22 protein-coding genes and 1 tRNA gene are annotated in these 25567 nt (G+C 70.1%); 13 read left to right on the top strand and 10 right to left on the bottom strand.

The genetic code is table 11. The features are described from left to right. Nucleotides 1-145: 145 nt before the first annotated feature. From E0E30_RS06360 to serA, 6 genes are all read left to right on the top strand, one after another. Nucleotides 146-1648 (top strand): ABC transporter substrate-binding protein, encoded by a 1503-nt coding sequence (locus tag E0E30_RS06360; protein WP_130865588.1) that lies wholly within the window; start codon nt 146-148, stop codon nt 1646-1648. Next, nucleotides 1645-2610, top strand: coding sequence for an ABC transporter permease (locus E0E30_RS06355; protein ID WP_130865587.1), 966 nt, complete (start codon nt 1645-1647; stop codon nt 2608-2610). The genes E0E30_RS06360 and E0E30_RS06355 overlap by 4 nt, the downstream gene beginning before the upstream one ends. After that, nucleotides 2607-3419, top strand: a complete 813-nt coding sequence (locus E0E30_RS06350) for an ABC transporter permease (protein WP_130865586.1) — start codon at nt 2607-2609, stop codon at nt 3417-3419. Before E0E30_RS06355 ends, E0E30_RS06350 begins: the two co-directional genes overlap by 4 nt. Next, entirely contained in the window at nt 3416-4225 is an 810-nt protein-coding gene (locus E0E30_RS06345) for an ATP-binding cassette domain-containing protein (protein WP_130865585.1), read from the top strand. Before E0E30_RS06350 ends, E0E30_RS06345 begins: the two co-directional genes overlap by 4 nt. Continuing rightward, nucleotides 4222-5121, top strand: coding sequence for an ABC transporter ATP-binding protein (locus E0E30_RS06340; RefSeq protein WP_130865584.1), 900 nt, complete (start codon nt 4222-4224; stop codon nt 5119-5121). The genes E0E30_RS06345 and E0E30_RS06340 overlap by 4 nt, the downstream gene beginning before the upstream one ends. Before the next feature lie 106 nt (nt 5122-5227). Beyond that, a complete protein-coding gene (gene serA, locus E0E30_RS06335; RefSeq protein WP_130865583.1) occupies nt 5228-6418 on the top strand; it encodes a phosphoglycerate dehydrogenase in 1191 nt (396 codons plus the stop codon). A 99-nt stretch (nt 6419-6517) separates the two neighbouring features. Here serA and E0E30_RS06330 read toward each other — a convergent pair whose 3' ends face one another. After that, nucleotides 6518-7306 carry an inositol monophosphatase family protein gene (locus E0E30_RS06330; RefSeq protein WP_130865582.1) on the bottom strand — a complete coding sequence of 263 codons (789 nt, stop codon included), beginning with the start codon at nt 7304-7306 and terminating at the stop codon, nt 6518-6520. A 38-nt stretch (nt 7307-7344) separates the two neighbouring features. On the opposite strand from E0E30_RS06330, the gene E0E30_RS06325 reads away from it, so the two are divergent. Then, nucleotides 7345-8829: a S10 family peptidase gene (locus E0E30_RS06325; protein ID WP_130865581.1), complete on the top strand. Its 1485-nt coding sequence runs from the start codon at nt 7345-7347 to the stop codon at nt 8827-8829. 1019 nt (nt 8830-9848) lie between these two features. Here E0E30_RS06325 and rsgA read toward each other — a convergent pair. The 3 genes from rsgA to E0E30_RS06310 are packed head-to-tail and all read right to left on the bottom strand — an operon-like array spanning nt 9849 to nt 12797. Then, entirely contained in the window at nt 9849-10844 is a 996-nt protein-coding gene (gene rsgA / locus E0E30_RS06320) for a ribosome small subunit-dependent GTPase A (RefSeq protein ID WP_130865580.1), read from the bottom strand. Further along, nucleotides 10841-12178: a 3-phosphoshikimate 1-carboxyvinyltransferase gene (gene aroA, locus E0E30_RS06315; protein WP_245306525.1), complete on the bottom strand. Its 1338-nt coding sequence runs from the start codon at nt 12176-12178 to the stop codon at nt 10841-10843. Before aroA ends, rsgA begins: the two co-directional genes overlap by 4 nt. Nucleotides 12179-12191: 13 nt before the next feature. Beyond that, nucleotides 12192-12797 carry a DoxX family membrane protein gene (locus tag E0E30_RS06310; protein ID WP_130865578.1) on the bottom strand — a complete coding sequence of 202 codons (606 nt, stop codon included), beginning with the start codon at nt 12795-12797 and terminating at the stop codon, nt 12192-12194. A 163-nt stretch (nt 12798-12960) separates the two neighbouring features. Between E0E30_RS06310 and E0E30_RS06305 the strand changes: the two genes are divergently transcribed. Then, complete coding sequence (locus E0E30_RS06305; RefSeq protein ID WP_245306524.1) at nt 12961-13755, top strand: sigma-70 family RNA polymerase sigma factor; 795 nt, start codon at nt 12961-12963, stop codon at nt 13753-13755. Continuing rightward, nucleotides 13752-13994 carry a zf-HC2 domain-containing protein gene (locus E0E30_RS06300; protein WP_130865577.1) on the top strand — a complete coding sequence of 81 codons (243 nt, stop codon included), beginning with the start codon at nt 13752-13754 and terminating at the stop codon, nt 13992-13994. Before E0E30_RS06305 ends, E0E30_RS06300 begins: the two co-directional genes overlap by 4 nt. A gap of 102 nt (nt 13995-14096) precedes the next feature. Here E0E30_RS06300 and E0E30_RS13895 read toward each other — a convergent pair whose 3' ends face one another. Further along, nucleotides 14097-14171 (bottom strand): 50S ribosomal protein bL37, encoded by a 75-nt coding sequence (locus E0E30_RS13895; RefSeq protein ID WP_411914023.1) that lies wholly within the window; start codon nt 14169-14171, stop codon nt 14097-14099. Between the two features lie 205 nt (nt 14172-14376). Here E0E30_RS13895 and E0E30_RS06290 point away from each other — a divergent pair, with 205 nt between their 5' ends. Beyond that, entirely contained in the window at nt 14377-15849 is a 1473-nt protein-coding gene (locus E0E30_RS06290; protein ID WP_130865575.1) for a sensor histidine kinase, read from the top strand. Between the two features lie 87 nt (nt 15850-15936). Here the strand turns inward: E0E30_RS06290 and E0E30_RS06285 are convergent, their stop codons facing one another. Further along, nucleotides 15937-16188: a WhiB family transcriptional regulator gene (locus E0E30_RS06285; RefSeq protein WP_130865574.1), complete on the bottom strand. Its 252-nt coding sequence runs from the start codon at nt 16186-16188 to the stop codon at nt 15937-15939. A 328-nt stretch (nt 16189-16516) separates the two neighbouring features. On the opposite strand from E0E30_RS06285, the gene E0E30_RS06280 reads away from it, so the two are divergent. Next, on the top strand, nt 16517-16840 hold the full coding sequence (locus E0E30_RS06280) for a hypothetical protein (RefSeq protein ID WP_130865573.1): 324 nt from the start codon (nt 16517-16519) through the stop codon (nt 16838-16840). A gap of 7 nt (nt 16841-16847) precedes the next feature. Here E0E30_RS06280 and E0E30_RS13285 read toward each other — a convergent pair whose 3' ends face one another. From E0E30_RS13285 to E0E30_RS06265, 4 genes are all read right to left on the bottom strand, one after another. After that, nucleotides 16848-17024 carry a DUF6104 family protein gene (locus E0E30_RS13285; RefSeq protein WP_167853909.1) on the bottom strand — a complete coding sequence of 59 codons (177 nt, stop codon included), beginning with the start codon at nt 17022-17024 and terminating at the stop codon, nt 16848-16850. 152 nt (nt 17025-17176) lie between these two features. Next, on the bottom strand, nt 17177-20860 hold the full coding sequence (locus tag E0E30_RS06275; RefSeq protein WP_245306659.1) for a multifunctional oxoglutarate decarboxylase/oxoglutarate dehydrogenase thiamine pyrophosphate-binding subunit/dihydrolipoyllysine-residue succinyltransferase subunit: 3684 nt from the start codon (nt 20858-20860) through the stop codon (nt 17177-17179). Between the two features lie 330 nt (nt 20861-21190). Then, nucleotides 21191-22387 carry a glycosyltransferase 87 family protein gene (locus E0E30_RS06270; RefSeq protein ID WP_130866778.1) on the bottom strand — a complete coding sequence of 399 codons (1197 nt, stop codon included), beginning with the start codon at nt 22385-22387 and terminating at the stop codon, nt 21191-21193. A gap of 163 nt (nt 22388-22550) precedes the next feature. Continuing rightward, nucleotides 22551-22622: transfer RNA gene (locus E0E30_RS06265), tRNA-Arg, on the bottom strand. 162 nt (nt 22623-22784) lie between these two features. Between E0E30_RS06265 and lysA the strand changes: the two genes are divergently transcribed. Both lysA and E0E30_RS06255 read left to right on the top strand, forming a co-directional pair. Next, nucleotides 22785-24230: a diaminopimelate decarboxylase gene (lysA, locus tag E0E30_RS06260; RefSeq protein WP_130865571.1), complete on the top strand. Its 1446-nt coding sequence runs from the start codon at nt 22785-22787 to the stop codon at nt 24228-24230. After that, a complete protein-coding gene (locus E0E30_RS06255) occupies nt 24227-25567 on the top strand; it encodes a homoserine dehydrogenase (protein ID WP_130865570.1) in 1341 nt (446 codons plus the stop codon). The genes lysA and E0E30_RS06255 overlap by 4 nt, the downstream gene beginning before the upstream one ends.

Raw genomic sequence — 25567 nt, 5'->3', positions numbered from 1 at the left:
AACCCCCGCCCCTGTGGGAACCCTCCAACCAGCACGCCCGGGCACTGTGGACTCGTCCACGACACCGTCGGAACCTGCCGCTAGGCTTCACGAACAAGCAGGGCGGGCGGGTCCCACCCGAGGCACCCTGAGGAGTGGACGACACATGCGACACCTGAGGCGGCTGGTCGGGGTCCTCGTGGCCCTCGGGCTGGTCCTCGCCCAGGCGGCCTGCTCGACGCCGTCACGCGACGACGGCGCCGACACCCTCGTCATCGGCGCCACTGCCGCGCCGTCGACCCTCGACATGACGAGCAACGCCGCCGCCGCCATCGCCCAGGTGCTCCTCTACAACGTCTACGAGACCCTCCTCAAGGTCGACGACTCCGGTCACCTCGTGCCTCTTCTGGCCACCCGCTGGACGAGCACCCCCGACGGTCTCCACCACACCTTCCACCTCGACCCCGCGGCCCACTTCGCCTCCGGTCACCCGGTCGACGCCGCCGCCGTCGTCGCCTCCCTCGACCGGCTGCGCACCAAGGGCACCCCGGTCATCCAGTCCCAACTCGCCGCCGTCACCGCGGTGCGAGCCGTCGACGCCCACACGGTCACCCTCGACCTCAAGCACCCCGACAACTTCCTCCTCCTCAACCTCGCCGGGAGCGCGGGCATCATCATCGACCCCACGAGCCGCACCCCGCTGGCCACGACCCCGGCAGGCTCGGGTCCCTTCGTCGTCACCAGGTTCCAGCCCGGACACGCGGTGCACCTGGCCGCCTCACCGCGTCCCTGGCACCAGCCGGCGTCGGTGAGGAAGGTCGAGTTCCTCTACTTCACCGACCCCACCCCCGAGACCGCCGCCCTCATGAGCGGTGACCTCGACGTCGTCACCGACCTCACCACCCCGCAGGCCCTCTCCCGATTCGAGGACCACTCCCGCTACACCGTGCTGCGTGGCACGACGAACGGGGAGGTCGTCATGGGCATGAACAACCAGGCACCGGCCCTCAAGGACGCCCGGGTGCGCAGGGCCATCATCATGGCCGTCGACCGCAAGGGGCTCATGGACGCCGTCACCAACGGACAGGGCACCCTCATCGGGTCCATGGTCCCGCCCACCGACCCCTGGTACACCGATCTGTCGACACGCTGGTCGTACGACCCGGCCGCGGCACGACGTCTGCTCGCCGCGGCCGGGTACGCCCACGGCCTCACCCTGCGGCTGCGCGTGCCGACGCTGCCCTACGCGACGATGGCGGCGCGGATCATCGCCAGCGACCTGCAGCAGGTCGGCATCACGGTCGTCACCGACGAACTCGAGTTCCCGGCGCGTTGGCTCGACGCCGTCTACACCCGGGCCGACTACGACCTCACCGTCATCGCCCACGTCGAACCGCGCGACATCGTCAACTGGGCCCTGCCGACGTACTACTGGCGCTACGACAACAAGGCTTTCCAGAAGCTCATCATCGAGGCGACGACCGGGCCGGCCGACCGGACCGACGCGCTCATGCGACAGGCCGCCCGGATCCTCGCCGACGACGCCGCCTCCGACTTCCTCTACCTCATGCCGAAGGTCACCGTCGCCCGACGCGGCGTCACCGGACTGGGCCACAACGCCACCTCCCTGAGCTTCGATCTCACCGCGGTCAAGGCGGTGCCCCGATGAGGCACCTGGTACGCACCATCGGGTCGCGTCTCATCGGCCTGGTCATCTCGCTGCTCGTGGCCTCCCTGGCCATCTTCGCGCTGCTCTCGCTGCTGCCCGGGGACGTCGCCCAGGTCATCCTCGGCACCAACGCCGACCCCGCCGCGGCCGACGCCGTGCGTCACCAGCTCGGCCTCGACCAACCCTTCCCGGTGCGCTACGGACGGTGGCTCGCCGGCCTGGTCACCGGTGACCTCGGCAGCTCGGTGCTCAGCGGCCAGGCCATCGGCCCTCAGATCGCCTCGCGGCTGGCCGTCACCGGGTGGCTCGTCCTCCTGTCGGTCGTGCTCGCCCTCGTGCTGTGCGTGCCGGCCGGCGTGCACGCCGCCGTCCACCGGCGCGACGCCCAGGGATTCGCCTCCTCCGCCCTGGCCCAGATGCTCATGAGCATCCCCGCCTTCCTCGCCGGGATCCTCCTCATCTGGATCCTCGCCATCCAGCTGCGCTGGCTGCCGGCGGGTGCCTACGTGCCGCTCACCGAGGACCCCCTCGAGTGGCTGCGCCACCTCATCCTGCCCGCCCTGGCCTTGGCCCTCGTCCAGGCGGCGGTCATGTCCCGCTATGTGCGGGCGGCCGTCATCGACGTCCTGGCCGACGACTACCTGCGCACCGCGCGAGCCGCCGGCTGGCCGTTGTGGGGAGCGCTGCGGCGCCACGGCACCCGCAACGCGTCGCTGTCCCTGGTGACCGTCCTGGCCCTGCAGATCAGCGGCATGCTGGTCGGGGCCATCGTCGTCGAGGAGGTCTTCGTCGTCCCCGGGCTGGGCAGCTTCCTCCTCGACGCGGTCTCCCAGCGCGACCTGCCGGTCGTGGCCGACGTCGTCATGGTCATCGTCGCCCTCGTCCTGGTCATCTCCTTCCTCGCCGACGTCCTCATCGTTGCCCTCGACCCGCGGCTGCGGGTGCCCGGGAGGCCCTCATGAGGCGCATCGGACTGGTCATCGGGACGATGCTCGTCGCCCTCGTCGTCCTCGCGGCTCTCCTGTCGGCCGTGTGGACGCCGTACGACCCGTCCCTGGCCCTGCCCACCCAGCGGCTCCAGGGCCCCAGCCCGGCCCACTGGCTCGGCACCGACCAGGTGGGGGCCGACATCGCCAGCCGAATGCTCGTCGGGGCGCAGAGCTGCCTGCTCGTCGGCATCGTCTCGGTCCTCATCGCCGCCGGCATCGGGGTGCCGTGGGGAGTCGCCGCGGCCATGGTCCGCCGGCCCTGGTCAGACCTGCTCACCCGCGCCTGCGACCTGCTCTACGCCTTCCCGGCCGTCCTCCTGGCCATCGTCCTGGCCGCGGCGGTCGGCGGGTCGACCCTCACCGGGATGATCGCCATCGGCGTGTCGACGGTGCCGGTCTTCGCCCGGATCAGTCGGGTCGCCAGCCGACAGGTCCTCGCCCAGGACTACGTCGTCGCCGCCAGATCGAGCGGCATCGGTGGCTGGACCATCGCCCGCACCCATGTGCTGCCCAACATCGCCCCCCTCATCGGGGTGCAGGCCTCCGTGTCGTACGCCGTCGCCATCCTCGCCGAGGCCGCCCTGAGCTACCTCGGTCTGGCGACCCCGGCCACCGTGCCGACGTGGGGCCGGATGCTCCACGACTCCCAGACCTACCTCTTCTCCAATCCCGCGCTCACCCTCTGGCCGGCCCTGGCCATCGCCGCCGCCGTCCTCGGGTTCAACCTCCTGGGTGACGGACTGCGCGACCTGCTCGACCCTCGTCTGCGGGAGGTGCGATGAGCCTGCTGGAGGTCACCGATCTGCGCGTCGACTTCGGACGACACCGCCGGGTCGCGGTCGACGGCGTCAGCCTGTCCATCGATGCGGGGGAGCGACTCGGTCTCATCGGGGAGTCGGGGTCGGGCAAGTCGGTCACCGCCCTGTCGATCATGGGGCTGTTGCCCGGCAATGCCCACGTGTCGGGCTCGGTCCGGTGGCAGGGCCGCGAACTGCTGGGCCTCTCGGACCGGCAGCTGTCACGGGTGCGTGGGCGGTCGATGGCCATGGTCTTCCAGGAGCCGATGACCGCCCTCGACCCGACGATGAAGGTCGGACGCCAGGTGGCCGAGGTGCTGCGCCTCCACCACTCGAGCGCCGCCGATGCGAGGACGCGGGTCATGGAGATGCTCGACACCGTCGGCATCGTCGATCCCCAGCGTGTCTGCCAGTCGTACCCGCACCAGCTGTCGGGTGGGCAGCGTCAGCGGGCCCTCCTGGCCATGGCCCTGGTGAACTCGCCGGACCTGCTCATCTGTGACGAACCGACGACCGCCCTCGACGTCACCGTCCAGGCGCGGGTTCTGGAGACCATCGACGACGTCCTGGCGCGGGTCGGGGCGGCCTGCCTCTTCATCTCCCACGACTTGGCGGTCGTGTCCCAGGTGTGTCGAGGCGTCGTCGTCATGCACGACGGGAGCGTCGTCGAGCAGGGGCCGACCGCGCAGGTGCTCGCCGCCCCCGAACACCCCTACACCCGGCGCCTGCTGCGGACAGCGCGGCTCGATCTCGTCGAACCGGGCCAGCCGATCATCCTGGAGGACCGATGAGCGTCGACGAGCCGGACCCCCGAGCGACGGCGACGCCCGGACAGATCGCCCCAGCGGCCGCCGAACCCCTCCTCGCCGCCCGCGGGGTGAGCCTGCGCCTGGGTTCGGGCGACTGGTCCGTCCAGGCCCTCGACGACATCACCCTCGAAGTGCGGGCCGGACGCCGGGTCGGTGTCGTGGGGGAGTCCGGGTCGGGCAAGTCGACCCTGCTGCGGGTGCTCGACGGGCTGCGTCAGCCCGACACGGGGGAGGTGACCTTCGCCGGGAAGAGCATCCTGGGACGCCGCGCCGACCTCACCGCCCTGCGCTCGCAGGTCTCCATGGTCTTCCAGGACCCGCGCTCCTGCCTCGACCCGAGGATGAGCGTGGGACGGATCATCACCGAACCCCTCCGCTCGCCGGTGCTGCGTTCGCCGGTGCTGGGGGCTGGGGTGCTGGGGTCTCGGGGGCGCCGGTCGAGTGCCGGGCGTCATGGCATCGACGTTCCCGCCCGTCTCGAGCAGGTCATGACCGAGGTCGGTCTCGACCCGGCCGACCGGGACCGCTACCCGCACGAGTTCTCCGGCGGCCAACGCCAACGGATCGCCATCGCCCGCGCCCTCGTCACCGAACCGACCGTGCTGCTGGCCGACGAGCCCGTCTCGGCGTTGGACGTGTCCGTGCGCGCCCAGGTGCTCAACCTCCTCGTGCGCCTGGTGCGCGACCGCGGTCTGACGATGGTCCTCGTCTCCCATGACCTGTCGGTGGTGCGTCACCTGTGCGACGAGGTCGCCGTCATCCAGTCGGGCAGGATCGTCGAACAGGGCGACCTGGCGAAGGTCTACGCCGACCCGCAGCATCCCCTCACCCAGCGTCTGCTGGCATCCGTGCCGACACTTCGGACCGGCGCGAGCTGAGGCCCGTCCGGCCGCGTCATGAGGCCGTCCGCGCACGCCCGGTACGCCGTCTGGCCCGCGGTCCCAGCCCGTGAGACGGCAGGACGCCGTCCATAGACTGGCCGCCATGAAGGCGCTTCTGCTCGAGAACATCCATGACGAGGCCGTGCGGACCCTCCGGGCCGCCGGGTACGAGGTCGAACGTCACTCGGGTGCCCTCTCGGAGGCCGATCTCATCGACGCCCTGGACGGCGTCGACCTGCTCGGGGTCCGGTCACGGACCGTCGTCACACCGAACGTCGTCGCCGCCCGCGGGCAGTCCCTGCTGGCCGTCGGCGCCTTCTGCATCGGGACGAACCAGCTCGCCCTGTCCGACCTCGCCTCGGCCGGAGTGGCGGCCTTCAACGCGCCGTACTCCAACACCCGATCGGTCGTCGAGCTCGTCATGGGCGAGATCATCGCCCTGGCCCGCCGCCTCGGCGACCGCAACACCCAGATGCATCACGGGGTCTGGCGCAAGTCGGCCATCGGCTCGCACGAGATCCGTGGCCGCAGCCTCGGCATCATCGGCTACGGCAACATCGGCTCACAGCTGTCGGTGCTCGCCGAGGCCATGGGCATGCGCGTGTGGTACTACGACATCGCCGACAAGCTCCCGCTGGGCAATGCCCGCCGTTGTGACAGCCTCGAGGAACTGCTGCAGACCGTCGAGACGGTGAGCGTCCACGTTGACGGGAGGCCCGAGAACACCGGCATGATCGGCGCCCACGAGTTCTCGCTCATGCGGCCACGAGCGCTGTTCCTCAACCTCTCGCGCGGGCAGGTGGTCGACGTCGCAGCCCTCGCCGACAACCTGCGCACCGGCCATCTGGCCGGCGCCGGCATCGACGTCTTCCCCACTGAGCCGCGGTCGGGGGAGGAACCGTTCCTGTCGGAGCTGCGCGAACTCGACAACGTCATCCTCACCCCGCACGTCGGCGGGTCGACCCAGGAAGCGCAGATCGACATCGGCCGGTACGTCGCCGGCAAGCTCATCGACTATGCCGAGAACGCGTCGACCGGGATGAGCGTCAACCTGCCCGAGATCGCGTCGGTCCCGACGACAGGGGCGCGGATCTCGCACCTGCACCACAACGTGCCCGGCATCATGGCCAACCTCAACCGGCTCGTCGCCGACCACGGTGGCAATGTCACCTACCAGGCCCTCGCCACCCGGGGAGAGCTCGGGTACGCCGTCCTCGACATCGGCGACACCGACCGGGAGCTGTTGCGCGACGTCAGCGGTCTGGAGGGGACGATCCGGGCACGGGTGCTCTGAGACCGGGTCGCAGCGCGCCGCGGCACCCGGGCTTCCGCGGCACCCGGGTGACAGCGGTGCCGCGGAAGGCGGGCAGGGGTGTCGGTGTCCGGCCCGAGGTCACTCGTCGGGCGCGAGGAGCTCGAGGACGTCGTCGTGGAGGTATCCGTTGGTGGCGACGGCGTGCGGCCCCCACGGGCCCGGATGGCCGTCGAGGTCGGTGAACCTGCCGCCCGCCTCACGGACGATGACGTCGAGGGCAGCCATGTCGTGGAGGTTGAGGTCGGGCTCACAGGCGACGTCGACCGTCCCCTCGGCCACGAGCATGTAGCTCCAGAAGTCACCGAAGGCGCGCGTGCGCCATACCGAGCGCATGAGTTCCCCGAAACCCCGACCCCGCCCCGTGGTGACCCAACCGTGCAGGGAGGAGTACGACAGGTAGGCGTCGGACAGCCCCCTCACCGACGAGACGTGGATCGGCCGGGCCTTGAGCAAGGACGTCCCCGTCCACGCCCCGAGCTCCTTGGCCGCCCACCAGCGCCGGTGCAGGGCCGGGGCCGAGACGACGGAGGCGACGATCTCGTCCTCGACGGCCAGGGCGATGAGGGTGGCCCACACCGGCACCCCACGCAGGAAGTTGGCGGTGCCGTCGATGGGGTCGACGATCCAGCGGCGCGGGCCGCTGCCGGTGTCGGCGCGCTCCTCCCCGTGGACGGCGTCCCGCGAACGGGTGCGCGACAGCGTGCGACGCACCGAGTCCTCGACGGCCAGGTCGGCGTCGGTCACCTCGGTGTGGTCGGGTTTGGTGGACACCTGCAGGTCACGGGCGCCGAAACGGGCCATGGTGAGGGAGTCGGCGTCGTCGGCCATGACGTGCGCCAGCCGCAGGTCGTCGGTGTAGTCGGGCATGGTCCAAATCTAGGGGTACGACCGCATAGTGTGGGGACATGACGGATTCTGAGAGCACGACGACGTCCACCCAGCAGCCTGCCGCGGGAGCTGCCAGCACGACCGCGAAGCCTCCGGTCGGCGACGACATCGTCACGACGCACCACGTGTTGAGCCTGGCCGACGGCGATCTGGCCTACACCGCAACCGCCGGTCGGATCGTCATCGGCGAGGAGGAGGCGGCCGTCGACAAGGCGTACGGGCAGCACCAACGGGCGCTCATGGGCGTGACGAGCTACGTCCTCGACGACGTCGATCCGGCGACGCGCCCGGTGACCTTCGTCTTCAACGGTGGCCCCGGGTCGGCGTCGGTGTTCCTGCACCTGGGGCTGGTCGGCCCTCGGGTCGCCGACATCGGCAGCCCGCAGGACCCGGCGACGCCGCCGTTCCGGCTCCTCGACAACCCCGACACGCTGCTGAGGTCGACCGACATCGTCGTCATCGACGCCATGTCCACCGGATATTCACGGGTCATCGACGGCGAGAAGCCGAAGACCTGGCACGGGTGGAGCAAGGACGTCGAGCAGGTCGCCGAACTCATCCGGGTCTGGGTGACGCGCAACGACCGGTGGACGAGCCCCCTGTTCCTCCTCGGGGAGTCCTACGGGACCGTTCGTGCGGTGAGCGTGGCCGAGCGACTGCAGGAGCAGTACGCGATGTTCCTGTCCGGGATCATCCTCGTCTCCAGCGTGCTCGACTTCGGATCCCAGGACTTCGGGAACCTTCGCTGGGACGAGGCCTGCATCCATTTCCTGCCGACCTATGCGGCCATCGCCTGGTACCACGGCAAGCACGAGGGGCGCACCCTGGACGAGGTGCTCGCGGAGGCCGAGGAGTTCGCGTCGGGCCCCTACCGGCTGGCCCTGGCCAAGGGACGTCGGTTGGGCACCCAGGAGCGGTCGGCCGTCGTCGAACGCCTGGCGTCCCTCACCGGATTGTCCGCCGACTACGTCGACCGGGCCGACCTGCGGATCGAACACATGCGCTTCTGCACCGAGTTGCTGCGGGCCGAGGGCAAGGTCGTCGGGCGGATCGACGGGCGCTACGTCGGACCACTGCGCAGCCGGGTCGACGAGACGGCCGACACCGATCCGTCCGGGGACGGGATGGACGGCGCCTTCGCCGCCGCGATGCAGCACTATCTGCGGGCCGAGCTGGGGGTGACGAGCGAGATGCGGTACGTCCTGGGTGCACCGCTGTGGCAGTCGTGGAACTACCACGAGTTCGAGGGCCGTCCGGTCAACGTCACCGACAAGCTCGAACGGGTCATGCGGGCCCAGCCGGGGCTGCGGGTGCGCATCGAGTTCGGGCGTTTCGACCTGGCGACGCCGTACTTCGCCGCCCTCGACATGCTCGATCACCTTCATCTGGACGACGCGGCCTTCGACCGGATCGAGACGGCCTTCTTCGACACCGGCCACATGCCCTACGTGGGACGCCGGGCCGAGGAGTCCGCCGGGATCCGAGCCTTCATCGAGGGGTGAGGCCGGGGACGGCGGGGACCGGTGAGGCTCGGGGGACGGTGACGGGCGGCAGGGCTCCGCCTTGCTCCGGATGTCTCGCTCCCGCCGTCGCCCACGCGACGTGGCCCCAGAAGAGTCACGGTGCTCCGGGTGACTCGCTGCCTCCGTCGACCCCACGCGACGTTGCGCCAGAGGAGTCACGGTGCTCCGGAAGGCACCTCTCTTCCGCCGTCCCCTCGTGCGACGCTGCGCCAGAAGAGCCACTTGGCTCCACAAAGCGTCATGTGTCGGGCCGCCCACTTGACGTGGCGCCAGAACATGCACTGTGCTCCGGGTATTCCAGGCGCAGGGTGAATGTTCTGGCGCTGAGTGGATGCCGGGCGCCGGTCCATGGCGTTTTCCGGAGCGACGTCGATGGAAAGGACCGGCTGGCGGTGCCGCTCGTGGTGGCGACCGGTTTGTGAGGACGCGGCTCACCCGTCTTCGGGGCGTGTCGACGCCCACTCGACGCGCAGCCCATCACCCCGGCGCTTGATGCCACCTCGCTCCGGAAAGGATCACCCCCGGGCCCCGCATCTCCACGTGGCTCCAGAACCTGCACTTTGCTCCCCGAATACAGGGAGCAGCGTGCAGGTTCTGGAGCTTCGTCGTGGGCGGGGCGGCCCCTATCGACTCTTCCGGAGCAGGGTGCAGGTTCTGGAGCTTCGTCGTGGACGGGGAGGCCCCGATCGACTCTTCCGGAGCAGAGTGCGACTTCTGGCGCGTCGTGGGGTTTGTGGAAGCGTCGTGGGGATTGTGGATGGGAGAGGAAGCGCCCGACATGGAGCAGAGTGCCCTTTCCGGCGCACCGTGGTGACGGAACATGTGGGGAGGGTCCCGGCTCGCCGTGGCGAGGATGTCTGACGGCGTATCTGCCGGGGCATCCCGGCTCGCCATGATGTGGCAGCGTGACGGACCCCGTAGCAGCGGCACCCGACGACGCACCTGCCGAGGGTCCCAGCGCCCCGCCCACGGGCCCCGACCCCGTCCGTCCCAGCCGACTACCTCCCCAGCCGGGCGGCGTCGAGACGCCGGAACGACTCCAGCCGCACCGCTGCCAGCGCGCCGCGGGCGACGGCGTCGTCCAGGGCACACTCGGGGGCATCGGCGGAGTGGTCACAGCCCCGCGGACACGCGCCGGTGACCTCCTCGAGATCGGGGAAGGCCTCGAGAATCCGCTCGGCCGTGACATGGGACAGTCCGAACGACCTCACCCCGGGCGTGTCGATGATCCAGCCGTCGTCGAGTTCAATGGCCATCGCCGAGGTCGACGTGTGTCGGCCACGACCGGTGACGTCGTTGACCTCGCCGGTGGCCCGTCCGGCCCCCGGCACCAGTGCGTTGATGAGCGTCGACTTCCCCACTCCGGAGTGACCGACGAGCACCGTGGTCCGTCCCGCGAGCACCTCGTGGACGGGAGCCAGGTCCTGGCCCGGGCGGGTCGTGACGACCGGGACGTCGAGCGCCGCGTACAGGCGACGCAGATCATCATCCGGTGCCAGGTCGGACTTCGTCAGACACAGCACCGGCTCGACCCCGGCATCGTAGGCGGCGACGAGGATCCGGTCGATCATGCCGACCCGTGGAGGAGGATCGGCCAGGGCCGTGACGATGAAGATCTGATCGGCATTGGCGACGATCGGTCGCTCGAAGGGATCGGTGTCGTCCGCGGTGCGCCGTAGGACGGTCCGTCGCTCCTCGGTCCGGGCGATCCGTGCCAGCGTCCCCTCCACCCCCGAGGTGTCGCCGTCGAGCCGCACGAGGTCCCCGACGATGACCGACTTGCGCCCCAGCCCGCGCGCCTTGGCCGCGACGACGTCGTGCCCGTCGACCCGGCAGGTGTACCGACCCCGGTCGACGGTGATGACCCGTCCCAGGGGTAGCCCGGAGTAGTCCGGACGACGCTTGGTGCGTGGGCGGGTGTGACGCCGTGGCCGATCGAAGGCGGCGTCGTCGCTGGTGTCGATGCCCGAGCCCGCCAGCCGCCGCGGGCTCATGCGCACCCCTGGGGCACGTCCGGGACGACGGGGGAGCCCGACCCCGGCTCCACGAGCGCGGCCCACAGCTGAGGAAAGGTCGGCATCGTCTTGGAGGTGCAGGCGACGTCGTCGAGTTCGATCCCCGGCACGGCCAGCCCGAGCACCGCTGCGGCGTGCGCCATCCGGTGGTCCGCGTAGGAGTGCAGCAGTCCGGGACGCAGGCCCGCGGCCCCGGCCCGACCGTCAGCCCCACGGCCGACGATGACCAGTCCGTCGGAGGTCTGCGACACCTCGACGCCGACGGAGCCGAGTTCGGCCTCCAGCGCAGCGAGGCGGTCGGTCTCGTGCCCGCGGATGTGCCCGACCCCACGGATCCGGCTCGGGCCGTCGGCCAGGGCGGCCAGGGCGGCGACGACCGGGGTGAGTTCGCTGGCGGCGTGCAGGTCGACGTCGATCCCGCGTAGCTGGGCGCCGGTCACCCGGACGGCCCCGTCAGAGCTCTCGACGACGGCGCCCATGCGTCGGGCGACGGCGAGGAAGACCACCCCCGGTTGGGTCGTCGACTCCGGCCACCCGGGCACCTCGACGGTGCCGCCGGCGACCATGGCCGCAGCCAGGAAGACCGACGCATTGGTGAGGTCGGGTTCGACGACGCCGTCGAGTGGCTCGATCGGCCCCGGTTCGACGACCCATCGCCCCTCGGCAGGATGAGCCACCTCGACCCCGCGCTCGGCGAGCATGGCGCACGTCATGTCGATGTGTGGCAGTGAGGGGATCGACGGGCCGACATGTCGCAGGTCGATGCCGTTGGGGTAGCGCGCCGCCGAGAGCAGGAGCGCCGAGACGAACTGGCTCGACGCCGACGCATCGATGGTCACCTGTCGCCCCGAGAGTGTCTGCGGCGCCGTCATCGTCAGCGGGAGGCTCGACGCCGTCACCTCGACCCCGAGCTGACGCAGCCCATCGAGCACCGGGCCCACCGGCCGGGCGGAGGCGGCCTCGTCCCCGACGAAACTCGTGCGCCCGGGCGCGGTGGCCGCGGCGGCGGGCAGGAACCTCATGACCGTCCCGGCCAGCCCGCAGTCGATCGGTTCGGCGGCAGCGTGCAGACGACGTGGCCCGGTCACCGCGACTCGGCCATCCGGCAGATCCTCGAAGCTCACCCCGAGCTGGGTCAGGCCGGCCCTCATGAGGCGCGAGTCCCGGCTGTCGAGCACCCCGCCCAGGACGCAGCGGCCCCGGGCCAGACCGGCGAGCAGGAGGGCGCGGTTGGTCTGCGACTTCGACCCCGGGACGACGACGCGCCCCGCGAGCCGCTGGTGGGCACGCGGGGCGAGCCACGATGTGGTCACGCCTGGCACCGGCTCAGTCACCGGCCACCCGGGCGGCCTTCCTGGCGGCCCTCGCGGCCTGCTTCTGGGCCTTGGCCACCTGCTTGCGGGCGGCGCGGGTGACATCCGAGCTGGTGGACGCGATGGCGGCGCGCTGGTCCTGGGCCGCGGCGGCCAGGCGACGCTGGGCGTCGGCGGCGCGCCACGCCAGGCTCGGGCGGCCGGCGGTGTCGACCGAGGCCATGAGCGCGGCACCGAGGAGTGCCACGTTGCGCAGGAGGATCGACCGGGCCCGGACGCGCTCGGACTTGGGCAGCGTCTTGTCGGGGATCGACGCAAGGACGTGCGGCACCATCGTCGTGGCGACGAGGGCCGCCCCGCCGCGGCGTCCCAGACCGGTCGCCATGGCGACACCCCCGACCGCCTGCGCAGCCCCGGTGAGCCGCACCAGGGTCTTGGTGTCCTCGGGAAGGTAGGAACCGATGCTCGAGGGCAGGGTGCGCTGGAGGAGCGGCACGAGGCGGTCGGCGACCGGCTCGGCGTCCTCGACGAAGGTGTCCGGCTTCATCGCGGCGTTCGTGCCCTTGACGACGAAGTAGCTGGCGAAGAGGGTGCGTCCCAAGCCTCGAATGATGCTCATGGCACATTTCTACCGTGAGACGGGCCCCGGGGGAAGCGGTTCGGCCAAATGCTCACCATCGCGGGGAGCTCGTGACCGCGCTCCGGTGGAGCCACGGCGGGGGAATGGTGCGGGTCGGGAATACCTCGGGGCGACGGACGTTGCAATGGCCATGGTGTGTGTCATGGACGTGGAGCCACGGGCGTCGACGCCGCTCGGCCTGTGGAAGGGGCTAGGCTCGTACGTGATGACGACTCCTGCCAGCGGCGACACGACTCCCGCGTCGACCGAGACCGACGCAGTGCCGACAGCCGCGTCGACCGAGACCGACGCAGTGCCGACAGCCGCGTCGACCGAGACCGACGCGCAGCGCGCCGTGCGCTTCGAGCGCGACGCCCTGGAGTACCTCGACCAGCTCTACGGCGCTGCCCTGCGGATGACCCGGAACAAGGCCGACGCCGAGGACGTCGTCCAGGAGACCTTCGCCAAGGCCTTCGCGTCCTTCCACCAGTTCAAGCCGGGCACGAACCTCAAGGCCTGGCTGTTCCGCATCCTCACCAACACCTACATCAATGCCTACCGCAAGGCCCAGCGTCGTCCGCAGGCCGCCGACGGCGAGGACGTCGAGGACTGGCAGATCGCCCAGGCGGCGTCCCACGACGGCACCGGGCTGCGATCGGCCGAGGTCGAGGCCCTCGACTCCATTCCGGACGAGCAGGTGCTGGCAGCCCTGGACTCGCTGTCCGACGACTTCCGTCAGGTGGTCCTCCTGGCCGACGTCGAGGGGTTCTCGTACAAGGAGATCGCCGAGATCATGGGGACTCCCATCGGCACGGTGATGTCGCGTCTCAACCGTGCCCGCAAGCAGCTGCGTGGCCAGCTCACCGAGGTGGCCGGCGCCCGGGGGATCGGTCCGCTGGCCGGGATGGTCGACGAGGAGACCCTCGAACCCCTCGCAGGAGAGGGGGTGCGGGCATGAGCGGCTCCTGTCACGGCCACTGCGACTGGGTCCTCGAGCACCTGCAGGCCTTCCTCCACGGGGAACTCGACGAGGTCGAGGCCGACGAATTCCGTCACCACATCCAGGCCTGTGACGCCTGCATGGACGAGACCGATCTGGAGGCCGCGATCAGCAGGGCGCTGGGGCGGTGCCGCCACGAGGAGCAGGCGTCGGCCTCGCTGAGGATGCGTATCGTCCGGATGCACGTCGAGTTCTGAAGCGGTCGGGCTCCACCCTGGCACGGCGCGACCGGCGAGAATGTGAGGAGCCCCCGTCGTGGTGACGGGGGCTCTCGACGTCGGTCAGTGACCGATCACGGCTCAGGCGTTGGGACGCTTGCCGTGGTTCGCTGCCTTCTTGCGACGTGCACGACGCTTGCGGCCGGTCTTTCCCATGGCGCTCTCCTCCAGATGTGATGCCCTCCGGGCACGGAGGGGCCGCGCGATGGCGCAGCAACGAGGACCTATTGTGCCGCACGAGGTGCCGGGACTCCAAACCCCGTGCCGGGGAGTCGGCGACGCCACGCCCCCTCGCGGTGACGGCGTCCCACGACCGCGCCCGGGACCGGGACCACAGGTCCTGCCGGCTAGGCTGACCTGCATGGCCTCGATCAACCAAGCCGTCGTCAACCGGAGCAGTCTGGGCCTGGAGGATGCCACGTGGCTCGGGCATCTCGTCGACGAGTGGCAGATCCTCGCCGACTGCTCCTTCTCGGACCTCATCTGCTGGGTGCCCGACGAGGACCCGTCGGTCTTCTGGGCGGCCGCCCAGGTCCGGCCCGACACCGGCCCCACCGCCCTCGAGGAGGACGTCGTCGGCGACTCGGTGGCCTATGACGACGAGTCCCTCGTGACCGAGGCGTTCATGAGTGCCCAGATGTGCGAGACGAGCGACAACAAACTGTCGGCAGGCATCCCGGTCGACGTGTGGGCCATCCCGGTCATCCGACACGGCAGGGTCATCGCCGTCATCGAACGACACACGAACCAGATGGGGGTGCGTGCGCCGGGCTCGACCGAGGACAACTACCTCGAGATCGCCGGCATCCTCTCGGAGATGCTCCACCACGGACGTTTCCCCATCTTCCCCAACTCCGACCAGGCCCTCGCACCGCGCATCACCGACGGCGTCATCCGGGTGGCGACGACAGGCATGGTCACCTACGCCAGCCCCAATGCCATGTCGTCCTTCCGCAAGCTCGGCCTGGCCGGGGACCTCGACGGCGAGATGCTCATCCCCGTCATCCGTGAGCTGTGCCCGGGGCTGCGCGAGGTCGGCCAGAGTGTCACCCTCGACCTCGAGGGCCGGTCACTGCGGGAGACCGACATCGAGAACTCCGAGGCGACGCTGCGGGCCCGCGTCATCCCGCTGCAGTCCTGGCTCGACGACGTCGAGGTCTCGGCCGGCACCCTCATCCTCGTGCGCGACCTCACCGAGCTTCGCTCACGCGACCGTCAGCTCGTCACCAAGGATGCGACGATCCGCGAGATCCACCATCGGGTGAAGAACAACCTCCAGACCGTCGCGGCACTGCTGCGGCTGCAGTCGCGGCGGATGACGAACGACGACGCCCGCGAGGCCCTCAAGCAGGCGATGGAGCGGGTGGCATCCATCGCCGTCGTCCACGAGATCCTCTCGCAGAACTTCGACGAGGAGGTGGCGTTCGACGAGGTGGCCGACCGCATCCTCCACATGGTGGGGGACGTCGCCGCGTCCTCGGGCCGCGTCATCGCCCGTCGTGAGGGCACGTTCGGGATGGTCCACGCCGACGCCGCCACGGCGCTGAGCCTGGCCATGACGGAGTTGTGCCAGAACGCCATCGAGCACAGCCTCGACTCCTCCTCGGGGGAGGTCGTCGTCCGTCCCACCTGGCAGGACAGGACCCTCGTCGTCGACATCGTCAATGACGGCAAGCCACTGCCCGAGGGCTTCTCGCTGGATGATCACCGGTCGTCCCTGGGACTGTCGATCGTCACGACCCTCATCGAGGACCTGGGGGGCAGCTTCACCCTGGAGAACAATCCGGACGGCGTCGGGACCTGCGCTCGGGTGGTCATCCCCGAGGCCGATTGAACCGAGGGCGACGACGCCCCGGGTGGAGCAGGAGGTCGAGGACCGCCCCGTGGGGGGCGTCGACGATCCCGACGATGGATCGCCGGATCAGGACCGGCGTACCCGCGAGCGGGACTGGCGTCGCTTGATGGCGCGTCGCTCGTCCTCGCTCAGGCCGCCCCAGACGCCGTGGTCCTGACCGGCCTCGAGGGCCCACGCCAGACACTCGGCGCGAACCTCGCATCGGGCACAGACCTTCTTGGCCTCCTCGATCTGGGCGAGGGCCGGGCCGGTGTTGCCGATGGGGAAGAACAGCTCGGGATCCTCCGTGAGGCACGCAGCCCTGTGGCGCCAGTCCATGCGCAATCCACTCCTTACACCCCGGGCGATGGCCGGGAACCTCGCGAGTCCGTCGACCTGCGCGGGCGCAAATGGTCGAACCATGAAAGAATGCCAACGTCCATCAACTTTGGCAAGACCCTGTGCCCCGCCGACAGCAGATCGCGCAGGTGAGATTTCTCACCTCGGCGCCGTTCTGCGACGTCGGTGCCGAGGACGGTCGGGCCCATCCTCCGTCGACGGCCCCGGTGCCGGGGCCGCTCCCTATGATAGGTCGGTGCCCAGATCACCACAGGAGAAACGCGTTCCCTGCGAACGAGCGGGTCGGACGTCGTCGCTGCCGGTGATCGTGGCGTCACTGAGCGCCGCGGTGCAGGCACTCGGGCTCACCGGTGCCGCGATCGGTGTCGCGGCGACCTCCCACGGGCAGTTCTCCGGCGGCATCGCCGCGGTGCTCGTCGTCTACGCCGTGCTCGTGGCCGCCGTCGCGTGGTTGGCCTGGCGTGGTGTGTCGGCGGCCACCGGGATGCTCGTGGCGATCGGCGTCCTGCACCTGCTCGTCGTCGTCTCCCTGGCCCGTGCCGGCGGCGCGCCGCTGTGGCTCGTCTGCGCCGGCGTGCTGGCCCTCACGACGATCATCGCCGGCGTGTGGGCCTGGCGACGGGCGGCCTGACCGACGCTCAGTCCTCCTCGTCGTCGAGGCGTGCCAGCCAGGTGGCGAGCCGTTCGACCGGTACCTCGAACTGGGGATTGACGTCGACGAAGTGACGCAACTCCTCGGCCAACCAGGAGAAGGTGATCTCCTCGTCGCCGCGGCGGCTCTCGAGCTCCTCGATGCCACGATCGGTGAAGTACATGGGGCCAGATCCTAGTCGGGGACGCCGACCTCCCCACGGACGCGTCGGGGACACACGCCCTCGGACGCGTCGGGGACGCACACACCCTCGGACGCGTCGGGGACGCGGGCTCACGCCCGGCGTCCCCGACGGACCGATGGATCCCGTGGACCTCAGCGGTCCTCGAAGGCCCGATCGATGAGGTCCTTCTCCTCGGCCATGTGCACCGAGTGCTGGCCGACGGCCGGGGCCGACGACTCGGGCCGGGCGACGACCGTCATGTGGTCGAGGAAACCGGGCAGGTCGTTGGCGAGCGCCTCGGGCAGGTGGTTGTGCATGTACGGGTAGGCGCCCTGGTTGACCGGCTCCTCCTGGACCCAGCGCACGTCGGTGACCTGACGCAACGGCTGGAGGGCGGCGACGAGCTCCGGGACGGGCAGGGGGTAGAGCCGTTCCATGGTGACGATCGCCACTTGCCCGTCGAGCCCGCGCTTGGCGCGCTCCTTGACGAGCTCCCACCTCACCTTGCCGGAGCACAGGATGAGGCGACGTACCGTGCTGGGGTCGTTGATCGTCGGGTCGGCCAGCACCGGCTGCCAGGCACCGGTGATGAGCTCCTCGGGCCTCGAGGTGGCCATCCTGTTGCGGAGCATCGACTTGGGGGTCGCGATGACCACCGGACGGTGCATGTTCTTGTACGTGTGCTGACGCAACAGGTGGAAGTAGTTGGCCGGGGTGGACGGCTGGCAGATGGCCAGCTGACCCTCGCTGGCCAGGTTGAGGAACCGCTCGATGCGCGCCGACGAGTGATCGGGGCCCTGACCCTCCATGCCGTGCGGCAGGAGCAGGACGACGCCGGAGTGCTGGCCCCACTTGGTGCCGGCCGACGCGATGAACTCGTCGATGATGGTCTGGGCCCCGTTGGCGAAGTCACCGAACTGGGCCTCCCACAGCACCAGCGAGTCCGGGCGGGCGACCGAGTACCCGTACTCGAAGCCCATGGCCGCGTACTCGCTCAGCAGGGAGTTGAGGATGTCGAGCTGGGCCTGGCCCTCACGCAGATGGTTCACCGGGACGTAGTGCTCGTCGGTGTGCCGATCGACGATGGACCCGAACCGCTGGGAGAACGTGCCGCGGCAGGTGTCCTGGCCGGCCAGGCGAACGTGGACGCCTTCGATGAGGAGCGAGCCCAGGGCCGTCATCTCGGCGGTGGCCCAGTCGATCCCTCCCTCGCGCAGGCTCTTGGCCCGTCGGGCGAGCTGGGGGGCGACCTTGGGATGCGGCGTGAACCAGTCGGGCAGCTGCTCGTGCACCCGGGCGACGTCGTCGAGGACGTCCTGGGTGGTGTGGGTCGGCACGCCGATGTGGTGCTTGGCCGGGTACTGGGGGACGCTGGCGTAGCTCGGCGGGGTCGAGGTGGCCGCCCTCACCTCGGCGAAGACCGTCTCCAGACGGCTGCGGAACTTCGTCATGACGGCCTCGGCGTCCTCGAGCGTGATGTCGCCGCGACCGATGAGGCTCTCGGTGTAGAGCTTGCGGGTCGAGCGCTTCTGGTCGATGAGGTCGTACATGTGCGGCTGGGTGAAGCTGGGGTCGTCCCCCTCGTTGTGGCCGCGACGGCGGTAGCACACCATGTCGATGCCGACGTCCTTGTGGAAGGTCTGTCGGTACTCGAAGGCGATGAGGGCGGCCTGGACGACGGCGGCCGGGTCGTCGCCGTTGACGTGGAGGACGGGGGCCTCGACCGCCTTGAGGACGTCGGTGCAGTAGGTCGAGCTGCGTCCCTCGTCGGGGGAGGCGGTGAAGCCCACCTGGTTGTTGACGACGACGTGGATCGTCCCGCCGTTGCCGTACCCGGCGAGCTGACTCATCTGGAGGGTCTCGTAGACGACGCCCTGTCCGGCGAAGGCGGCGTCACCATGGAGCAGCACCGGCATGACGGGGTACCCGTCCGGGTTGCCCAGGGAGTCGAGCTTGGCCCGCACGATGCCCTCGAGGACCGGGTCGACGGCCTCCAGGTGGCTCGGGTTGGCGGCGACCGACGTGCGCACGGTGGCTCCCGACGGGGCGACGAACTCGCCCTCGTCGCCGAGGTGGTACTTGACGTCGCCGGAGCCCTGGGAGTTCACCGGTTCGGCGTTGCCCTCGAACTCGCGGAAGATCTGCCCATAGGACTTGCCGACGATGTTGGCCAGGACGTTGAGTCGGCCACGGTGCGGCATGCCGATGCACACCTCGTCGAGATGGTTGTCGGCTGCCTTGGCGCAGAGTGCGGCGAGCAGGACGATCGCCGACTCGGCACCCTCGAGGCTGAACCGCTTCTGCCCGACGAACTTCGTCTGGAGGAAGGTCTCGAAGATCTCGGCCTCGTTGAGCTGGTCGAGAATCTGCAGGTGGGTCTCGCGCGTCAGCGCCGTGTGCTCCTTCTCGAAGCGGGCCTGGAACCACAGCCGCTCCTTGTGGTTGGCGATGTGCATGTACTCGATGCCGATGTGGGAGGCGTAGGAGTCGCGCAGCACGGTGAGGATGTCGCGCAGGGTGAGGATCTGACGACGCAGCCCGCCGAAGTTGTTGACCGGGAAGGTGCGGTCGAGGTCCCACAGGGTGAGCCCGTGACTGTTGAGCATGAGGTCGTGGTGGTACCGCGGGTGGTACTCGACGGGGTCGGTGTCGGCGGCCAAGTGACCGAACCGACGCCACGCGTCGATGAGCTCGATGACGCGGGCCTGCTTGTCGACCTGGTCGGGGCGATTGGCCAGCCGGTCGGTGGCCCACTGGACCGGTGCGTAGGGGATGCGCAGGGACTCGAAGATCTCCTCGTAGAACCGGTCCTGGCCGATGAGGAGCTGGTGGATGCGCTTGAGGAACTCGCCGGACTGGGCGCCCTGGATGATCCGGTGGTCATAGGTCGAGGTGAGGGTCGTCACCTTCGAGATGCCCAGATCGGCCATGCGCTGGCTCGACCCACCCTGCCACTCGGCGGGGTAGTCGATGGATCCCATGCCGAGGATGCAGCCCTGGCCGGGCATGAGTCGGGGAACCGAGTGGTTCGTTCCGATGCCGCCAGGATTGGTGAGGGAGGCGGTGACCCCCTTGAAGTCCTCGACCGTGAGCTCGTTGACGCGGCCGCGACGGACGATGTCCTCATAGGCCTCCCAGAACTGGAGGAAGTCCATGTTCTCGGCCCCACGGATGGCCGGGACGACGAGCTTGCGGGAGCCGTCCTTGTTGTTGACGTCGATGGCCAGGCCGAGGTTGATCGAGGGGTTCTCGATGAGGTGCGGCTTGCCGTCGATCTGCGCATAGGCGTTGTTCATGACAGGGACCGCCTTGAGGGCCTGGACCATGGCGTAGCCGAGGATGTGGGTGAAGGAGACCTTGCCGCCCTTGCTCTGGCGCAGGAAGTTGTTGATCATGGTGCGCTGCTCGATGACGAGCTTCATGGGCACCGAACGCACGGAGGTGGCCGTCGGCATCGACAGCGAGTCGTCCATGTTCTTGGCGGTGCGCATGGGGGCGCCCTTGAGCTTGACGGTGCGCGGCTCCGAATGGCTGGGTTCGGGGGCCCTGTGACGCGGGGCGTCGGGGGTCACCGAACCACGGGCGGCCGGCTTCTCGGCGGCCTTGCGGGCTGGGGCCTGGGCCGGCGTCGCGGTGGGGACGGGAGCGGCAGCGGGGCGCGCGACCGCGACCGACTGGGGTGCAGGCGCCGGGGCCGGGGCAGGCTGGGGGGCGGGCGCCGCCTGGGCGGCGGCAGGCTGGGGAGTGGACGTCCCGGGGGTCCCCGCCTCATTGCGGAAGTACGTCGCCCAAGCCGGGTCGACCGAACCCGGGTCGCGCTGGAACTGCTCTCGCATCTCCTCGATGAGCCAGTCGTTGGCCCCGAAGTCGAGCTGGTTCGATGAGTTCTGTCCGGTGGAGGATGCCACCACTGCCTTCTTCCCTGGTGATCGGGTTGCCCTGGCAGGCTCGTCCGCCCGCCGAAGCGTCGTTGCTCTTGGGCCCGGAATGGTCCGGGGACCCTTCGTTGTCGCTGATGCTATCGGGGAGGAGGGACGGTTCCCAAGTCCTCGAGGGATCGACGTCCGCGGGTCGGGACAGGAGGCTCCACGGCGAGGGCGTCGACTCCGGGAACCATCTTGGCATGTGACATGTCTCACAGCCAATCGTCGGGGGCGGTGTCGCCGTCAGGGGGCAGTGATCGTCGGCTGGGCCCTCCGGTGCAGCCTCAAGGAAGCCACGAGGGCCGCGACGGCGACGAGGAAGGTGACGACGGCCACGACGTTGCGGGTCACGAGCAGCCAGGTGGCCCAGGAGGTGCCGGGGGGGGTCGACAGGATCTTCGAGTAGCTCAGGGGGTAGACGGACTGGGTGAGGAAACCGGTGACGAGGAGCAGGGCGGCGGTGGCCCATCCGAGGATGCGGACTAGGCGGTCGTCGGTGCCGTCGGTCGAGTTCTCCGCCGAGAAGTGATCGATGAGGGCTGCCACGGGAGCGCCCCACCAGATGAAGTACTGCGGTGACAGGGTCTTGTTGGCGACGATGAGGGCCCCGGCGATGACGACCGCACCGAGCACGGCGGTGCGCTGGTCGAGCCCGTTGCGCAGCCAGGCGATGACGCCCAGGCCCACGGCCAGGGCCACGGCCAGTCCCATGAGCACGCTGGACAGGCCCAGCCAGGTCTCCACCCCCGGCCCCGTCACCTCGAAGGCGTTGTACCGGCTCATGGCGACGACCCAGGAGCCGTCGGGGTGCCCGGCGCGATGGATCATCGGTACCAGGGCGACGACCGACTCGATCTGCAGTCCACGGTCGGACTGCCAGGTGAGGGGCGAGACGGTGCGCGCCCAGCCGGTCTCGACGAGGGAAGCGATGCCCAACGCACCGCCGGTGACGCCGAAGGCGGCCAGTCTGCGCAGGGCCGCCCGACGTCGTCCGATCATCGGCAGGATGAGCAGCGCAGGCCACAGCTTCACCGCCGCTCCCACGGCGATCGCGGCTCCGCTGGCAGCCGGGTGACGCCGGAACCACAGCGCCGCCAGACCCATGCACACGGCCGGCACCATGTCGAAACGGAACCACATGAGCGGGCCCAGGGCCAGGACGAAGAGGATCCACCACAGGGTCCCGGCACGGTGGCCGGACCGCCACAGGCACAGGGCCATGAGGGCGTCGAGGGCGAGCATGGTGACGGCGAAGAGGGCCGTGAAGTAGGAGATCGACCCGCCCGACATCCAGGCGAGCAGCCGAAGACCCCAGAGGACCGGGACCGGGTACTCGAAGAGGGTGTGGGCGTCGTCGGTCCCCATGGTGAGCCAGGCGTGGTAGTACCGGACGTCGCCGGTGATGTAGTTGGAATTGGGCAGGGTGAAGATGCGCAGCATGAGCATCCTCGTGAGCACCCACAGGGCGATCATGGCCGCCGCCTCGAGGAACCTCGCGCGGGAACTGACGGCGGGATCAACTGGCACGGCGGCAACCCTAGCCGATGGAGGAGAAGGGCCCGGCGGCTGGACACGGACGGCGTGCGTCCGGCGTGAGGAAGGGCGCCCCCACGAGGACTCGAACCTCGGCTCCCGCCTCCGGAGGGCGGTGCTCTATCCACTGAGCTATGGGGGCCGGCCGGGCGTCACCCGGACCGCGTTGACCGACTCTACCGCACTTGGACGATGTTGCCCACTCGGGCGGGTCGGTCCCAGTCGGCCGGTCGGTGAGGACCGCCGACGTGTCGGGTGCCGGACGCGGCCGAGGAGGGAACCGCGGGTCTGGCAGGGTGGGGCCATGACGCACATGCACGTGGCTGGGTCGGTCCATGCCGACGTCGCCGCCCCCGGGCCGCAGTGGCTCACCGTCCCCACCGACGTCAACGCCCTCCACCCACGGCTGTGGAGCGCGACGGTCCGTCGTGGGCCCGACGGGGCCATCGAGGTCGGCGGGGTGGACGTCCGCACCCTCGCCGACCGGGTCGGCACCGCGGCGTACGTCCTGGACGAGGAGGACTTCCGTCAGCGGGCCGGCGCCTTCCGGGACGCCTTCGCCGGATGGGACGTCTACTACGCCGGCAAGGCCTTCCTCACCCGGACCATCGCCGCCTGGGTGCAGGACCTGGGTCTGTGCCTCGACGTGTGCACCGCCGGGGAGCTGCTCACCGCCCTGCAGGGCGGCATGGACCCGGCGCGGATCGGGATGCACGGCAACAACAAGTCGGTCGACGAGCTCGCCCTGGCCCTGCGGTCGGGGGTGGGACGGATCATCGTCGACTCCCTCGACGAGATCGACCGGATCGAGACCCTGTGCCGCGAGCTCGACGTCCGGGCGCGGGTCATGGTCCGGGTCACGCCGGGGGTCGAGGCGCACACCCACGAGTACATCGCCACCGCCCACGAGGACCAGAAGTTCGGCTTCTCCATCGCCAACGGTGCCGCGATGGTGGCCCTGGTGCGCTGCCACTCCAGCGCGCTCATCGACCTCCTCGGCATCCACTCGCACATCGGCTCGCAGATCTTCGACACCGGTGGGTTCGAGGTGGCCGCCCGTCGCACGACCAAGCTCATGGCGCAGTTCCGCCAGGCGACGGGCGCGGTCCTGCCCGAACTCGACCTCGGTGGTGGGTTCGGCATCGCGTACACCCGTCAGGACTCCCCGGCCACACCGGCCGCCCTGGCCGCCGACCTCGACGACATCGTCGCGACCGAGTCCCATGCGCGCGGTCTGCCCGTGCCACACCTGTCGATCGAGCCGGGTCGGGCCATCGTCGGCCCGACGACCCTGGCGCTCTACACCGTCGGCACCGTCAAGCCGGTCGACCTCGACGGCGGGTCCCAGCGGGTCTACGTCTCGGTCGACGGCGGCATGAGCGACAACATTCGTCCGGCCCTCTACGCCGCTGAGTACTCGGCGGTCCTGGCCAACCGGGTGTCCCGGGAGCCGGCGTCGCTGTGCCGGGTCGTCGGCAAGCACTGTGAGGGCGGCGACATCCTCGTGCGCGACGTCTACCTGCCCGCCGACATCGCCCCCGGTGATCTCGTCGCGGTGCCGGCCTCCGGGGCCTACTCCCGGTCCATGGCCAGCAACTACAACCACGTCCCACGTCCGCCGGTCGTCTCGGTCCGTGACGGGGCGCACACGACGCTGCTGCGCCGTGAGACCGTGGAGGACCTGCTCGCCCTCGACGACGGACCGATCCGCGGTGACGTCGTCGCCCTGAACCCCGAGGAGCACCGATGACCACGACACGTCCCGATCCGGCCGCCCCCTCGAGCACGAGGGAGCCGCTGCGCGTCGCCCTGCTCGGGTGCGGCGTCGTCGGCTCCCAGGTGGCCCGGATGATCCTCACCCGGCCCGACGACATCGTCGCCCGGGTCGGACGCCCGGTCGAGCTGGCCGGGATCGCCGTCGCTCATGTGGGACGTCCCCGACACGGGCTCGACTCCAGGCTCTTCACCGACGACCCCATGGCGCTGGTGACCCGCGACGACATCGACATCGTCATCGAGCTCATCGGCGGCATCGACCCCGCCCGCACGCTCCTCCTGGCCGCCCTCGAGCACGGCCACTCGGTCGTCACCGCGAACAAGGCGCTGCTGGCCGCCTACGGGGACGAGCTCAACAAGGCTGCCGAGGCGCACGGCGTCGACCTCTACTACGAGGCGGCCGTGGCCGGGGCCATCCCCATCGTCCGGCCACTGCGCGAGTCGCTCGTCGGCGACCAGGTGACCCGGGTCATGGGCATCGTCAACGGGACGACGAACTTCATCCTCGACCAGATGACGACGACCGGCGCGAGCTTCGAGGCCGCCCTGGCCGATGCCCAGGCCCGCGGGTTCGCCGAGGCCGACCCGACCGCCGACGTCGAGGGCTATGACGCCGCCGCCAAGGCGGCCCTGCTGGCCTCGCTGGCCTTCCACACCCGGATGCGCGGCGACCAAGTGTACCGGGAGGGGATCACCGGGATCACTCCCGACGACATCGAGGCCGCCCGCGACATGGACTGCGTCATCAAGCTGCTGGCCGTCTGTCAGGCGGGCAAGGACGGCATCGTGGCCCGGGTGCACCCGGCGCTGGTGCCCGTGTCGCACCCCCTGGGCAGCGTCTCGGGGGCCTTCAACGCCGTCTTCGTCGAGGCCCGGGAGGCCGGGCATCTCATGTTCCTCGGTCCCGGAGCCGGCGGTTCGCCCACCGCGTCGGCGGTCATGGGCGACCTCGTCACAGTGGCACGCAACTCGGTGCGTGGGGTCGCCGGGCCGCCCCAGGCCGTCTTCGACGAGTACCCCATCCTCCCCATGGACGACGTGCGCACCAGGTTCCAGATCCGCATCCAGGTGCGTGACGAACCCGGCGTCCTGGCCGCGGTGGCGACGATCTTCGCCCACCACGAGGTCTCCCTGCAGACCGTCCAACAGTCGGCCATCGAGGGGGCCGACAAGGCCGACGGATGGTCGGCGACCCTCAAGATCCTCACCCACGAGGCCCGCGAGTCCGACGTCGAGGCGTGCGTGGCCGAACTCACCCAGTCCAAGGCCGTCAATGCGGCTCCCCGCGTCATCCGAGTGGAAGGCATGTGA

The organism is Acidipropionibacterium timonense (assembly GCF_900605005.1).
In the GTDB taxonomy this organism is placed as follows: Bacteria; Actinomycetota; Actinomycetes; order Propionibacteriales; family Propionibacteriaceae; genus Cutibacterium; species Cutibacterium timonense.
Note: the sequence above shows the minus strand (reverse complement) of the source record. Positions and strands in the feature narration are given on the sequence as shown.